At 48.4% G+C, this 15,068-nt stretch carries 14 protein-coding genes; 13 read left to right on the forward strand and 1 reads right to left on the reverse strand.

Annotated elements, in window-relative coordinates; genetic code table 11:
• The first annotated feature begins 69 nt into the window (after window positions 1–69).
• On the forward strand, window positions 70–570 hold the full coding sequence (locus ACTHRY_RS08885; protein ID WP_430224400.1) for a membrane lipoprotein lipid attachment site-containing protein: 501 nt from the start codon (window positions 70–72) through the stop codon (window positions 568–570).
• 83 nt (window positions 571–653) lie between these two features.
• Here ACTHRY_RS08885 and ACTHRY_RS08890 read toward each other — a convergent pair whose 3' ends face one another.
• Window positions 654–1,037 carry a YkvA family protein gene (locus ACTHRY_RS08890; protein WP_049323833.1) on the reverse strand — a complete coding sequence of 128 codons (384 nt, stop codon included), beginning with the start codon at window positions 1,035–1,037 and terminating at the stop codon, window positions 654–656.
• Window positions 1,038–1,499: 462 nt separating this feature from the next.
• Between ACTHRY_RS08890 and sdhC the strand changes: the two genes are divergently transcribed.
• From sdhC to sucD, 12 genes are all read left to right on the forward strand, one after another.
• Window positions 1,500–1,877 carry a succinate dehydrogenase, cytochrome b556 subunit gene (sdhC, locus tag ACTHRY_RS08895; protein WP_003678839.1) on the forward strand — a complete coding sequence of 126 codons (378 nt, stop codon included), beginning with the start codon at window positions 1,500–1,502 and terminating at the stop codon, window positions 1,875–1,877.
• Complete coding sequence (sdhD, locus tag ACTHRY_RS08900) at window positions 1,871–2,212, forward strand: succinate dehydrogenase, hydrophobic membrane anchor protein (RefSeq protein ID WP_049323834.1); 342 nt, start codon at window positions 1,871–1,873, stop codon at window positions 2,210–2,212. The genes sdhC and sdhD overlap by 7 nt, the downstream gene beginning before the upstream one ends.
• Before the next feature lie 2 nt (window positions 2,213–2,214).
• A complete protein-coding gene (sdhA, locus tag ACTHRY_RS08905; protein WP_049323835.1) occupies window positions 2,215–3,978 on the forward strand; it encodes a succinate dehydrogenase flavoprotein subunit in 1,764 nt (587 codons plus the stop codon).
• Between the two features lie 119 nt (window positions 3,979–4,097).
• Window positions 4,098–4,805, forward strand: coding sequence for a succinate dehydrogenase iron-sulfur subunit (locus ACTHRY_RS08910; protein ID WP_003678833.1), 708 nt, complete (start codon window positions 4,098–4,100; stop codon window positions 4,803–4,805).
• Window positions 4,806–4,808: 3 nt separating this feature from the next.
• Window positions 4,809–5,057 (forward strand): FAD assembly factor SdhE, encoded by a 249-nt coding sequence (locus tag ACTHRY_RS08915; protein WP_003678830.1) that lies wholly within the window; start codon window positions 4,809–4,811, stop codon window positions 5,055–5,057.
• A 123-nt stretch (window positions 5,058–5,180) separates the two neighbouring features.
• The gene (gene gltA, locus ACTHRY_RS08920) at window positions 5,181–6,464 is read left to right on the forward strand and encodes a citrate synthase (RefSeq protein WP_049360134.1); all 1,284 of its coding nucleotides are present in this window, start codon (window positions 5,181–5,183) and stop codon (window positions 6,462–6,464) included.
• A gap of 210 nt (window positions 6,465–6,674) precedes the next feature.
• A complete protein-coding gene (locus ACTHRY_RS08925) occupies window positions 6,675–9,503 on the forward strand; it encodes a 2-oxoglutarate dehydrogenase E1 component (RefSeq protein WP_049323837.1) in 2,829 nt (942 codons plus the stop codon).
• Window positions 9,504–9,602: 99 nt separating this feature from the next.
• The gene (gene odhB, locus ACTHRY_RS08930) at window positions 9,603–10,784 is read left to right on the forward strand and encodes a 2-oxoglutarate dehydrogenase complex dihydrolipoyllysine-residue succinyltransferase (RefSeq protein ID WP_049323838.1); all 1,182 of its coding nucleotides are present in this window, start codon (window positions 9,603–9,605) and stop codon (window positions 10,782–10,784) included.
• Window positions 10,785–11,043: 259 nt separating this feature from the next.
• Window positions 11,044–12,477, forward strand: a complete 1,434-nt coding sequence (lpdA, locus tag ACTHRY_RS08935) for a dihydrolipoyl dehydrogenase (RefSeq protein ID WP_049360136.1) — start codon at window positions 11,044–11,046, stop codon at window positions 12,475–12,477.
• Between the two features lie 94 nt (window positions 12,478–12,571).
• Window positions 12,572–12,859, forward strand: coding sequence for a hypothetical protein (locus ACTHRY_RS08940; protein WP_002242554.1), 288 nt, complete (start codon window positions 12,572–12,574; stop codon window positions 12,857–12,859).
• 71 nt (window positions 12,860–12,930) lie between these two features.
• Window positions 12,931–14,097 (forward strand): ADP-forming succinate--CoA ligase subunit beta, encoded by a 1,167-nt coding sequence (gene sucC, locus ACTHRY_RS08945; protein ID WP_049360139.1) that lies wholly within the window; start codon window positions 12,931–12,933, stop codon window positions 14,095–14,097.
• A gap of 10 nt (window positions 14,098–14,107) precedes the next feature.
• On the forward strand, window positions 14,108–14,998 hold the full coding sequence (gene sucD / locus ACTHRY_RS08950) for a succinate--CoA ligase subunit alpha (RefSeq protein WP_003755541.1): 891 nt from the start codon (window positions 14,108–14,110) through the stop codon (window positions 14,996–14,998).
• Window positions 14,999–15,068: the final 70 nt, after the last annotated feature.

Consider the following 15,068-nt stretch of genomic DNA (forward strand, 5'->3'; position numbering starts at 1 on the left):
GTTAATGAGCTTTGAATACCGTTATTCAAAAGTTGGTTTCTTCAACGAATCATGCTTATAATGCGCATTATGAAAAAATACATTCTTCCTATCCTTGCTGTGGCGGCACTTGCCGGTTGTGAATCGATTTATGTTCCGACTTTGAAAGAAGTGCCAGTTCGACCAACCAACGTCAAAAAGCCTAAGGCTGATTCACAAGTTTCAGCCAGCGGTTATCATTTGGCTCCTTCGCATTGGGCAGATGTTTCCAAGATTCATGATGAAGCACGTCGCTTGAGTACCCAAGTGAGCCAAGGCAACCTGACCAAAGTTCAGGCCGCCCAATATTTGAATCGCTTCCGTATCCAACAAGTGGGACGCAACTCCGTTGATGACAGTATGTATGAAGTCTATCTGCGTTCCGCCGTTGACAGCCAACGTGGTGAGATTACTACCGAGCAATCCAAACAGTACATCCAAGGTGCTTTGCGCGGTTGGCAACAACGCTGGAAAAACATGGATACCAAGCCAAGCAATCCTGCGTTTACCAACTTCTTGATGGAAGTTATGGGTATGCAGCCTTTGAAATAAAAAATTCTCAATTGAGAAGGCCGTCTGAATATTCAGACGGCCTTGTTCTTATATTTATATATGTGTAGTCGAACTTCATCCAATTAAGAACCAAACAGCTTGTCAGCCGCTTGACGGGCTTTTTCTTGAATATCTTCGGTCAGATAGTTTTTCATCTGAGAATAAACCAACGCAATGACAGCAATGTCATCACTAAAGCCAAATGGAATCAGAAGGTCGGGAATGCTGTCGATAGGGCTGAGGAAGTAAGCCAGTGCGCCGACAATAATCATTTTTGCCCGTTTGGGTGTATGTTCGGATTCCCAGAGATAATAAAGCGCATAAAGCTGGCGGACGACAGGTTTGCCCAAGCGGCCGGCAAAGCGTCCGAGTTTTTTCATGAAGCCGGATGTGTCTAAATTTCGACGGCGGAAGGAGGGGATGTAGTCTTCCGGATCGGGTGTGTTTTGATGAGGGGAGTGGGCCATGATTGAGCTTCCTTTTAAGGTATGGAAACATGGTTGGTGTTGTGCTGTATTTTAGTCCATCTAGAGATGGATGAAATGTCTTTGAATGTATAACTATGTAAGAGTAGTGATGATAATGCAATGGTAATAAGTTAAGAATAGCTTATGCCTTTGTAAAGATTAGGTATCAAGAGTGAGAATTTATCTCACAATAGATACAATTCTCAAACAATAATGATGTTATCGTAAGTGCTTTGATGGGGAGATGGCTTAATTGCAGGAAAGTAACAAAAAAGGCTAGCCACGCAAAAAAAAATCTAAGAATGATTGTTTGATTTTATTAGTCTTTTGGTAAAAATCATTAGAGCATTCATAAATTGCACTGTTCAAAATGAGATAAAACAGGTAAATTATGGTTTATGTAGCTTATTGTAGTGCTGAGCTATAGGTTTTGAGCTGATAATAAATCTAGAGGAACTGACCATGTCCGCCAAATCACGCCCGGTATTTTTGGAAATTCCGAATATCCGATTGCCCATACCGGGGATTGTATCTATTCTTCACCGTATCAGCGGCGTCGGCTTGTTTGTGATGCTGCCTGTTCTCTTGTATTTCTTCTCTGGAACGCTGGATCGCGAAGCGTCGTTTGAAGCATATCGTTCTGCTATTTCCAATCCGTTTGTGAAGCTGATCCTTATCGGTCTGTTGTGGGCATATCTGCACCACTTTTTAGCCGGTATCCGCTTTCTGTTTTTGGATGTGCATAAAGGCTTGGAATTAAATACTGCCCGTGCTACTGCTAAAGTTGTATTTGCTTCTGCTTTGATTCTGACCGTCGTTTTGGGAGCTTTGTTATGGTAGAACGTAAATTGACAGGTGCGCATTACGGTTTGCGCGATTGGGCAATGCAACGTGCAACTGCGGTCATCATGCTGGTGTATACCGTGGTTCTTTTGGTTGTTTTGTTTACTTTGCCTAAAGAATATTCGGCATGGCAGGCATTTTTTGGTCAGACTTGGGTGAAAGTATTTACTCAAGTGAGCTTCTTGGCCGTATTCCTGCATGCATGGGTAGGTATCCGTGATTTGTGGATGGACTACATTAAGCCTTTCGGCGTGCGTTTGTTTTTACAAGTTGCCACCATCGTTTGGTTGGTAGGCTGCTTGGTGTATTCAGTTAAAGTAATTTGGGGGTAAATATGAGTTTTCCTGTTCGCAAGTTTGATGCCGTGATTGTTGGCGGTGGTGGTGCAGGTTTACGCGCAGCCCTACAATTGTCTAAATCCGGCCTGAATTGTGCTGTTTTGTCTAAAGTGTTCCCAACCCGTTCTCATACCGTGGCGGCTCAGGGCGGTATTTCTGCTTCATTGGGTAATGTGCAGGAAGACCGTTGGGATTGGCACATGTACGATACCGTGAAAGGTTCCGACTGGCTGGGCGACCAAGATGCGATTGAGTTTATGTGTCGCGCCGCGCCTGAGGCAGTGATTGAATTGGAACACATGGGTATGCCTTTTGACCGCGTAGAAAGCGGTAAAATTTACCAACGTCCTTTCGGTGGTCATACTGCCGAACACGGTAAACGTGCGGTAGAACGTGCATGTGCGGTTGCCGACCGTACCGGTCATGCGATGTTGCATACTTTGTACCAACAAAACGTCCGTGCCAATACACAATTCTTTGTGGAATGGACAGCGCAAGATTTGATTCGTGATGAAAATGGCGACGTAGTCGGTGTAACTGCCATGGAAATGGAAACCGGCGAAGTTTATATTTTCCACGCTAAAGCTGTGATGTTTGCTACCGGTGGTGGCGGCCGTATTTATGCGTCTTCAACCAATGCTTATATGAATACCGGTGATGGTTTGGGTATTTGTGCACGTGCAGGTATTCCGTTGGAAGACATGGAATTCTGGCAATTCCACCCGACTGGTGTAGCCGGTGCCGGTGTATTGATTACCGAGGGTGTGCGCGGTGAGGGCGGTATTCTGTTGAATGCTGATGGCGAACGCTTTATGGAACGTTACGCACCAACCGTAAAAGACTTGGCTTCCCGTGACGTGGTTTCCCGTGCGATGGCGATGGAAATCTACGAAGGCCGCGGTTGCGGTAAAAACAAAGACCACGTATTGCTGAAAATCGACCATATCGGTGCAGAAAAAATTATGGAAAAACTGCCGGGCATCCGCGAGATTTCCATTCAGTTTGCCGGTATCGACCCAATTAAAGACCCGATTCCTGTCGTGCCGACTACCCACTACATGATGGGCGGTATTCCGACCAACTACCATGGCGAAGTTGTTGTTCCGCAAGGTGAAGATTACGAAGTACCTGTAAAAGGTCTGTATGCGGCAGGTGAGTGCGCTTGTGCTTCCGTACATGGTGCGAACCGCTTGGGTACTAACTCCCTGTTGGACTTGGTGGTATTCGGTAAAGCTGCCGGCGACAGTATGATTAAATTCATCAAAGAGCAAAGCGACTGGAAACCTCTGCCTGCTAATGCCGGTGAATTGACCCGCCAACGTATCGAGCGTTTGGATAATCAAACCGGTGGTGAAAACGTTGATGCATTGCGTCGCGAACTGCAACGCTCCGTACAACTGCACGCCGGTGTGTTCCGTACTGATGAGATTCTGAGCAAAGGCGTTCGAGAAATCATGGCGATTGCCGAGCGCGTGAAACGTACTGAAATTAAAGACAAGAGCAAAGTGTGGAATACTGCGCGTATCGAAGCTTTGGAATTGGATAATCTGATTGAAGTAGCGAAAGCGACTTTGGTGTCTGCCGAAGCGCGTAAAGAATCGCGTGGTGCACACGCTTCAGACGACCATCCTGAGCGCGATGACGAAAACTGGATGAAACATACCCTGTATTATTCAGATACCAATACTTTGTCTTACAAACCGGTACATACCAAGCCTTTGAGCGTGGAATACATCAAACCGGCCAAACGCGTTTATTGATGAGTTTTCAGACGGCCTTTATCTTGGAGGCCGTCTGAAACCTAACCATACCCACATTGAACTGCCTGAATCCATAATACAAAATCATTGGGCAGTTTATGAGAAAAGGAACACTTCTCATGGAAAAAATGAGTTTTGAAATTTACCGTTACAACCCGGACGTTGATGCCAAGCCTTATATGCAACGTTACGAGTTGGAATTGGAACCAACCGACGTTAAACTTTTGGACGCTTTGGTGCGCCTGAAAGCACAAGACGATACATTGTCTTTCCGCCGTTCTTGCCGCGAAGGTATTTGCGGTTCTGACGGTATGAACATCAACGGCAAAAACGGCTTGGCATGTTTGACCGATTTGCGCAGCCTGAAACAGCCGGTCAAAATCCGTCCTCTGCCGGGCCTGCCTGTTATCCGCGACCTGATTGTGGACATGACCCAATTCTTCAAACAATACCATTCCATCAAACCTTATGTTGTCAACGACAATCCGATTGATGCAGACAAAGAGCGTTTGCAAACTCAGGAAGAGCGTAAAGAGTTGGACGGTTTGTACGAATGTATTTTGTGTGCCTGCTGCTCGACTGCCTGCCCGTCATTCTGGTGGAATCCTGATAAATTCGTCGGTCCGTCCGGTTTGCTGAATGCTTACCGCTTCATTGCGGACAGCCGCGATACCATTACTAATGAGCGTTTGGATAATTTGAACGACCCATACCGTTTGTTCCGCTGCCACACCATTATGAACTGCGTAGACGTATGTCCTAAACACTTGAATCCGACCCGAGCCATCGGTAAGATTAAAGAGATTATGTTGAAACGAGCCGTTTAAGAAATGATGGTTTTTGACGATATTGCCAAACGGAAAATCCGTTTTCAAACCCGCCGGGGATTATTGGAATTAGATTTAATCTTCGGCAGGTTCATGGAAAAAGAATTCGAGCACCTGAGTGATCAGGAATTGTCCGAATTTTCCGAAATCCTCGAATTTCAAGACCAAGAATTGCTTGCCTTGATTAACGGACATTCGGCGACGGACAAGAAGCACCTGATTCCCATGCTTGAAAAAATCAGACAGGCATGATGTGTTATAGAGCTTGTTTGCGATACCGATCCGAACAAGCTCTTTCCATACGGAGGCCGTCTGAAAAAAAGACCGTGCCGTTTAGACGGCAACGAAAGCCCCAACCTACAAAGGAGTTTAAGAATGTCTAAATCAGTCAAGCTCACCACCCCAAATCAAGAGGCTTTGGAGCTGCCAGTATTGGAAGCAAGTATCGGCCATGATGTGGTTGACATCCGTGCGTTGACAAAAAATACAGGTCTGTTTTCATTTGACCCGGGATTCGTGTCCACTGCAAGTTGCGAATCCAAAATTACTTATATTGACGGCGATAAAGGTCTGTTGTATTACCGTGGTTATCCTATCGAGCAGCTGGCCGAAAAATCCGATTACTTGGAAGTTTGCTACCTGTTGATCTACGGCGAGCTGCCTACGCCCGAACAGAAAAAAGAATTTGATGCCACAGTCAGCCACCATACTATGGTGCATGAACAGTTGACTTGGTTCTTCCGCGGTTTCCGCCGTGATGCGCATCCGATGGCGATGATGGTGGGTGTGGTTGGCGCGCTGTCTGCGTTCTATCAAGACAGCTTGGATATTACCAATCCTGAACACCGCAAAATCGCGATTTATCGCTTAATCTCCAAAATTCCGACCATTGCGGCAATGTGTTACCGTTATTCCAACGGTCTGCCGTTCAATTATCCTAAAAATAACCTTTCCTATGCTGAAAACTTCTTGCACATGATGTTTGCCACACCGTGTGAAGAATACAAACCTAATCCAGTATTGGCCCGCGCGCTCGACCGCATCTTTATTTTGCATGCCGATCACGAGCAAAATGCGTCAACTTCAACCGTACGTTTGGCCGGTTCTTCCGGCGCGAACCCGTTTGCCTGCATCGCAGCCGGTATCGCTTGCCTGTGGGGTGCTTCACACGGCGGTGCAAACGAAGCTGTGTTGAAGATGCTGGACGAAATCGGTGATGTGTCTAATGTTGCCGCATACATGGAAGGTGTGAAACAACGCAAATACCGTCTGATGGGCTTCGGTCACCGCGTATACCGCAATATGGACCCGCGCGCCAGCATCATGCGCGAAACCTGCTATGAAGTCTTGAAAGAGTTGGGCTTGGAAGACAGTCCGAAATTCAAGCTGGCGATGGAATTGGAACAAATTGCACTGAAAGACCCATTCTTTGTCGAACGCAAACTGTATCCAAACGTCGATTTCTACTCCGGCATCGTCTTGTCCGCGTTAGGTATTCCGACCGAAATGTTTACCGTTATCTTTGCGTTGTCCCGCAGTGTAGGCTGGATTTCACATTGGCATGAAATGATTAGCGATCCGACACTGAAAATCGGCCGCCCACGTCAACTGTATACCGGTGCGGAACGTCGTGATTATGTTCCGGTAGATAAGCGCTAACAGACAATATATTAATATATTGTTGAAAAGTCGTTTGAAAAAATCGAATTGTTGTTTTCAATGAGGTTGACCCGTAATTAATTAAGTTGATAACAGGTAATTTGATTTAAAATAGGGTAGAATAAAGTGTCATTTCAGACGGCCTGAATTCCGTTCGGAGAACACGGGATTCTACCCTTTGTTTATATTTTAAAGAAAAGAGCTCACGCCATGATGGACGAAAAACTCAATTTCTCTTATCTGTTTGGTTCTAATGCGCCATACATCGAGGAGTTGTATGAAAAGTTTCTGGAAAACCCGGAATCTGTCGATGAAAAATGGAAACAGTATTTTACAGATTTGAGTAAACAGCCGGGCGCAGTCGCTGTCGATGTTGCCCACACACCGATTCGTGAATCATTTGCCACTTTGGCTAAAAAGAAAATTGCATCTGCTGTTGCAGGCGGTGTGGATGAGGCAATGATGAAAAAGCAAGTCAGCGTTTTGCGACTGATTTCTGCCTATCGTATTCAAGGCGTGGGTGCGGCTCAACTTGATCCGCTCAAACGTATTCCTCCTCAAAACATCGAAGCACTCGACCCTAAATTCCACGGTCTGTCTGATGCCGACATGGCGCTTCAATTCAATATGGGCGAGGGCGACTTTTCCGGTCAAGGTAAATTGCCCCTTTCCCAAATCATCAGCAATTTAAAACAAACCTACTGCGGCCACATCGCATTGGAATATATCTATATTCCCAATACTGAAGAGCGTCGTTGGGTGCGCAATTATTTTGAAAGCGTATTGTCCACACCGCATTACAATGCCGATCAAAAACGCCGCATTTTGAAAGAAATGACTGCCGCCGAAACTTTGGAACGTTATCTGCATACCAAATATGTCGGTCAAAAACGTTTCGGTGTCGAAGGTGGCGAAAGTGCCATTGCCGGTTTGAACTACCTGATTCAAAACGCCGGTAAAGACGGCGTGGAAGAAGTCATCATCGGTATGGCACACCGTGGCCGTCTGAATGTTTTGGTTAACATTTTGGGCAAAAAACCGGCTGATCTGTTTGCCGAATTTGAAGGCCGTGCCGAAATCAAATTGCCTAGCGGCGACGTGAAATACCACATGGGCTTTAGCTCTGATATCGCTACGCCACACGGTCCAATGCACGTTTCTTTGGCATTCAACCCGTCACACTTGGAAATTGTTAACCCGGTAGTGGAAGGTTCTGCGCGCGCCAAACAAAAACGTTTGGGCGAAAACGGCCGCGATAAAGTTTTGCCGGTATTGATTCACGGTGACTCCGCATTTATCGGTTTGGGTGTTAACCAAGCAACATTCAACCTGTCTAAAACACGCGGTTATACCACCGGCGGTACTGTTCACATCGTGATCAACAACCAAATCGGCTTTACCACTTCCGATACCCGCGATACCCGTTCTACCGTACACTGTACCGATATTGCGAAAATGGTTTCCGCTCCGGTTATCCATGTGAACGGCGATGATCCTGAACGCGTTTGCTTTGCCATCCAAGCCGCTTTGGATTACCGCAAAAAATTCCATAAAGACATCGTGATCGACGTTGTCTGCTACCGTAAATGGGGCCACAACGAGGGTGATGATCCGACCCTGACCCAACCGATGATGTACAAAAAAGTATCGCAACACCCTGGTGCGCGTGCTTTGTACACCGAACAACTGATTGCCGAAGGCGTGGTCACCCAAGCTGAGGCTGACGGTTACATCCAAGCCTACCGTGATGCTTTGGATAAAGGCGAACATGTTGAACAAACAACGCTGAGCAACTTCCAACGCACGCAAATCGACTGGAGCAAATACCAAGGCAAAGATTGGCGCGAAAAAATCGAAACTGGTTTGCCTGCCGCGGATATTGAGCGTCTTACCGAGAAATTCACCGCCGTACCGGAAGGCTTTGCCCTGCATCCGACAGCAAAACGTGTGATCGAAGCGCGTAAAGCCATGGCATCCGGCAAACAGCCTATTGACTGGGGTATGGCCGAAACCCTCGCATACGCAAGCCTGCTGACCAAAGGTCATGGCGTGCGTATCTCCGGTGAGGACTCCGGCCGCGGTACATTCTCACACCGTCATGCAGTATTGCACGATCAAAAACGCGAAAAATGGGACGACGGTACTTATGTTCCTCTGCGCAACATGGGCGAAGGCCTGGGCGAGTTCTTGGTTATCGACTCTATCTTGAACGAAGAAGCCGTGATGGCGTTCGAGTACGGCTTTGCCTGCTCCGCTCCTGACAAGCTGACCATTTGGGAAGCTCAATTCGGTGACTTCGCCAACGGTGCGCAAGTAACTATCGACCAATTCCTGTCTTCAGGCGAAACCAAATGGGGTCGTTTGTGCGGCCTGACCACCATCCTGCCGCACGGCTACGACGGTCAAGGTCCTGAGCACTCTTCTGCACGCGTAGAACGTTGGTTGCAACTGTGTTCTGAAAACAATATGCAAGTCATCATGCCGTCTGAAGCGTCGCAAATGTTCCACCTCTTGCAACGCCAAGTTTTGGGTTCATACCGCAAACCGCTGGTGATTTTCATGTCCAAACGCCTGTTGCGCTTCAAAGGTGCAATGAGCCCGCTGGAAAACTTTACCGAAGGTTCGACTTTCCGTCCGGTTATCGGCGATACCGCCGAACGCGCAAGCAACGACAGCGTGAAACGCGTGGTATTGTGCGCCGGTCAGGTTTACTATGACTTGGAAGCAGGCCGTGCCGAGCGTAAACTGGAAGATGATGTTGCGATTGTTCGCGTTGAGCAGCTGTATCCGTTCCCATACGACGAAGTTAAAGCTGAACTGGCGAAATATCCGAACGCAAAATCTGTGGTTTGGGCACAAGAAGAGCCGAAAAACCAAGGCGCGTTCTACCAAATCCGCCACCGCATCGAAGGCGTTATCAGCGAAGAGCAAAAACTGTCTTATGCCGGTCGTCCAAGCAGCGCATCGCCTGCAGTGGGCTACTCAAGCAAACACATTGCTCAATTGAAACAATTGGTTGAAGACGCTTTGGCGTTGTAAGCCTAGCGGCATTCCGTTTGAAATTGTTCAGGCGGAATGCCGGCATACAGAATTAAAAATACACAACAGGCCGTCTGAAAGGGCCATTGGAGACACAAAATGATTATTGATGTAAAAGTACCTATGCTGTCTGAAAGCGTATCTGAAGGCACGCTCTTGGAATGGAAGAAAAAAGTTGGCGAAGCAGTTGCCCGTGACGAAATCCTGATCGATATCGAAACTGACAAAGTGGTTTTGGAAGTACCTTCTCCACAAGCCGGCGTATTGGTTGAAATCGTCGCGCAAGACGGTGAAACCGTTGTTGCCGACCAAGTTTTGGCACGCATCGATACAGCTGCCACTGCCGCTGCTGAAGCCCCAGCCGCCGCGCCTGCCGAAGCTGCCCCAGCCGCCGCTCCTGCTGCCGCACAAAACAACGCCGCTATGCCTGCCGCTGCCAAACTGGCTGCCGAGACCGGTGTTGACGTAAACGCATTGCAAGGCTCCGGCCGTGACGGTCGCGTCTTGAAAGAAGACGTACAAAATGCCGCTGCCAAACCTGCCGCAGCAGCTGCTCCTGCCGTTGCACTTCCTTCCGGCGCACGTCCTGAAGAACGCGTACCAATGAGCCGCCTGCGTGCCCGTGTTGCAGAACGCCTCTTGGCTTCTCAACAAGAAAACGCTATTCTGACTACATTCAACGAAGTCAACATGAAACCAATCATGGACTTGCGTGCGAAGTACAAAGAAAAATTCGAGAAAGAACACGGCGTAAAACTGGGCTTTATGTCCTTCTTCGTTAAAGCCGCGGTTGCCGCCCTGAAAAAATACCCGGTTGTGAATGCTTCTGTTGACGGCAAAGACATCGTGTACCATGGCTACTTCGACATCGGTATCGCGATTGGCAGCCCACGCGGTTTGGTTGTGCCTATCTTGCGCGATGCCGACCAAATGAGCATTGCCGACATCGAACAAGCAATTGTTGATTATGCGAAAAAAGCCAAAGACGGCAAAATCGCTATCGAAGATCTGACCGGCGGTACATTCAGTATTACCAACGGCGGTACTTTCGGTTCTATGATGTCTACCCCGATCATCAACCCGCCTCAATCTGCGATTTTGGGTATGCACGCCACTAAAGAGCGCGCTGTGGTTGAAAACGGCCAAGTTGTTGTCCGTCCAATGATGTATCTGGCTCTGTCTTACGACCACCGTATCATTGACGGCCGCGAAGCTGTATTGACCTTGGTAGCCATTAAAGACGCGTTGGAAGACCCAGCCCGCCTGTTGTTGGATCTGTAATCGTTTCAGACGGCCTTTTATTTATTAATGAAAAGGCCGTCTGAATTTTTATTTAGATGTAGCGTAATGTAGTATCGTGCTACAATAGGCTCAACGAACGATTGAGGCCGTCTGAAACATTTGATTCGAATGAATCGACAGATATGGACTTTCAGACGGCCTTTTCTTAAAACCATCAAAACGCAGTCATTCAAAATAAAAAAGAAACACAAAGTATCGTTTTTATTTTGAGATACTGCCAAAAGCAAAGGATGACACGATGTCTCAATATGATGTAGTAGTGATTGGTGCAGGCCCGGGCGGATACGTTGCCGCCATCCGTGCTGCACAACTGGGTTTCAAAACCGCTTGCGTCGATGCAGGCGTCAACAAAGCTGGCGATGCCCCTGCCTTGGGCGGTACTTGCTTGAACGTAGGCTGTATCCCTTCCAAAGCCCTGTTGCAATCCAGCGAACATTTCCACGCAGCGCAACACGAGTTTGCCGAACACGGTATCACTGTCGGCGACGTAAAATTCGACGCGGCCAAAATGATTGAGCGCAAAGATGCCATCGTGACCAAACTGACCGGCGGCGTGAAATTCCTGTTCCAAAAAAACAAAGTAACCAGCCTGTTTGGTACTGCTTCCTTTGCCGGTAAAAACGGCGATGCTTACCAAATCGAAGTCGATAACAAAGGCGAGAAAACCGTTATCGAAGCCAAACACGTCATCGTAGCGACCGGTTCCGTACCGCGTCCGCTGCCACAAGTCGCTATCGACAATGTGAACGTATTGGACAACGAAGGTGCATTAAACCTGACCGAAGTGCCTGCCAAACTCGGCGTGATCGGTTCCGGCGTGATTGGTTTGGAAATGGGTTCCGTATGGAACCGCGTGGGTGCGGAAGTTACCATTCTTGAAGCCGCGCCGACCTTCTTGGCCGCCGCCGACCAACAAATCGCCAAAGAAGCCTTCAAATACTTCACCAAAGAGCAAGGCTTGAGCATCGAATTGGGCGTGAAAATCGGCGACATCAAATCTGAAGGCAAGGGCGTTTCCGTTGCTTACGAAACGGCTGCCGGCGAAGCCAAAACCGAAGTATTCGACAAACTGATCGTTGCCATCGGCCGTATTCCAAACACCAAAGGTCTGAACGCCGAAGCCGTCGGCTTGGAAAAAGACGAACGCGGCTTTATCAAAGTGGACGGCGAATGTCGTACCAACCTGCCTAACGTATGGGCAATCGGCGACGTGGTTCGCGGCCCGATGTTGGCACACAAAGCCAGTGACGAAGGTGTTGCCGTTGCCGAGCGCATTGCCGGTCAAAAACCGCATATCGACTTCAACAACGTACCGTTCGTGATTTACACCGACCCTGAAATCGCTTGGGTGGGTAAAACCGAAGAGCAGCTCAAAGCCGAAGGCGTGGAGTACAAAAAAGGTACTTCAGGTTTCGGCGCAAACGGTCGCGCATTGGCCATGGGCAAAGCCAAAGGCACGGTTAAAGTGTTGGCAGATGCCAAAACCGACCGTATCTTGGGCGTACACATGATTGGCCCGGTTGTCAGCGAATTGGTTACCGAAGGCGTGACTGCGCTCGAATTCTTCGCCAGCAGCGAAGACATCGCCCGCATTATCCATGCCCACCCAACCTTGTCCGAAGTGGTTCACGAAGCTGCCCTGGCGGCCGACAAACGCGCTTTGCACGGTTGATAGACATTAAGGCCTTCGACAAATTGAATGTTTCGATAGCTTCGTTTTCTGATTTATAATTCCGTCAGACAAACACACAGCATTTACATTCATTATGAACAAAGAAATAGTCGGTATTTTCTTTATACCGGCGGGCATCATCAGCATGTGTATGGCCGCATTGTGGCAAATGTATGTGATGATGACCGAAACTTATACGCTCAACCGTTTCAAAGATAAAGAATTGGTTTGGCGCGTGGCATTGTTGTTTATCAGTTTCAGCCTTGCCGTTTATCTGCTCTGCCCGAATTCGCGTAAAAAAGGCATTGTCTTTTTTATTCTCGGAGGAGGCGGCGCAACCATGTATCTGCTGGCGCGGATGTGGTTGCCCTTCAGTAAATAGTAGGGCCGTCTGAAAATATGGGATTGGCCGCAGGGCGATTCCTAAAACCCACTCACCTTAAGGAGAAATCCATGAATTTACACGAGTATCAGGCTAAAGAACTGCTGGCTAGCTACGGTTTGCCCGTACAAGGCGGTATTTTGGCACACAACGGCGAAGAAGCCGCTGCAGCTTACGACAAATTGGGCGGCAAATTCGCTGTTGTCAAAGCACAAGTACACGCCGGCGGCCGCGGTAAAGCGGGCGGCGTAAAAGTCGTTAAAAGCCGCGAAGAAGCTAAAGAAGTGGCTGAAAGCCTGATTGGTACCAACTTGGTAACTTACCAAACCGATGCCAACGGCCAACCTGTCAACAGCGTTTTGGTTTGCGAAGACATGTATCCGGTTCAAACCGAGCTGTACTTGGGCGCAGTGGTTGACCGTTCTACCCGCCGCGTTACATTCATGGCTTCTACCGAAGGCGGCGTGGAAATCGAAAAAGTTGCTGCCGAAACTCCAGAAAAAATCTTCAAAGTAACCGTTGATCCGCTGGTCGGCCTGCAACCTTGCCAAGCTCGCGAAGTTGCCTTCCAACTGGGCTTGAAAGACAAACAAATCAACGAGTTCGTCAAACTGATGACCGGCGCGTACAAAGCGTTTATCGAAAACGACTTCGCCCTGTTTGAAGTAAACCCATTGGCAGTCCGTGAAAATGGCGACTTGGCCTGTGTGGACGGCAAAATCGGTATCGACAGCAACGCGCTCTACCGTCTGCCGAAAATTGCCGCTTTGCGCGACAAATCTCAAGAAAACGAACGTGAGCTGAAAGCTTCTGAATTCGACCTGAACTATGTTGCCCTGGAAGGCAACATCGGCTGTATGGTTAACGGTGCCGGTTTGGCAATGGCCACTATGGACATCATCAAACTCAAAGGCGGCCAACCTGCCAACTTCTTGGACGTCGGCGGCGGCGCAACCAAAGACCGCGTGGTTGAAGCGTTCAAACTGATTTTGGAAGACAAATCCGTTCAAGGCGTATTGATCAATATCTTCGGCGGTATCGTACGTTGCGACATGATTGCGGAAGCCATCGTGGCAGCCGTTAAAGAAATCAACGTCAACGTTCCTGTCGTTGTTCGTTTGGAAGGTAACAACGCCGAACTCGGCGCGAAAATCCTGAACGAATCAGGTCTGAAACTGACTTCTGCAGACGGCCTGAATGACGCAGCCGAAAAAATTGTTGCAGCCGTAAACGCCTAAGGAGAAAAGAATGAGCGTATTGATTAATAAAGACACCAAAGTATTGGTTCAAGGTTTCACCGGTAAAAACGGTACTTTCCACTCCGAACAAGCTCTGGCTTACGGCACTAAAGTTGTCGGCGGCGTTACCCCGGGTAAAGGCGGTCAAACCCACCTGAACCTGCCCGTGTTCAACACCATGAAAGAAGCCGTTAAAGAAACCGGCGCGGACGCATCCGTGATTTACGTTCCTGCTCCGTTTGTATTGGATTCTATCGTTGAAGCCGTTGATTCAGGCGTAGGCTTGGTTGTTGTAATTACCGAAGGCGTGCCTACTCTGGACATGCTCAAAGCCAAACGTTACTTAGAAACCAACGGCAACGGCACACGTTTGGTCGGCCCTAACTGCCCTGGCGTGATTACTCCGGGCGAGTGCAAAATCGGTATTATGCCGGGCCACATCCACCAACCTGGCCGCATCGGTATTATTTCCCGTTCCGGTACATTGACTTACGAAGCTGTGGCACAAACCACCAAACTGGGCTTGGGTCAATCAACCTGTATCGGTATCGGCGGCGACCCGATTCCTGGTATGAACCAAATCGACGCACTGAAACTCTTCCAAGAAGACCCAGATACCGACGCCATCATCATGATCGGTGAAATCGGTGGTACTGCGGAAGAAGAAGCAGCCGAATACATCCAATCCAACGTAACCAAACCTGTTGTCGGCTACATCGCAGGTGTGACCGCTCCTAAAGGCAAACGCATGGGCCACGCCGGTGCGATTATCTCCGGCGGTAAAGGTACTGCCGAAGAGAAATTTGCCGCTTTCGAAAAAGCCGGCATCGCCTACACCCGCAGCCCTGCCGAATTGGGCAGCACCATGCTGGAAGTGTTGAAAGCAAAAGGTTTGGCATAAGACTTAAGTCTTTAAGCTGAATTGAAGAGGCCGTCTGAAGCTTTCAGACGGCCTTTAATTTGAGGGATAA

The organism is Neisseria sp. P0004.S004, from assembly GCF_051963335.1.
Taxonomy (GTDB): domain Bacteria; phylum Pseudomonadota; class Gammaproteobacteria; order Burkholderiales; family Neisseriaceae; genus Neisseria.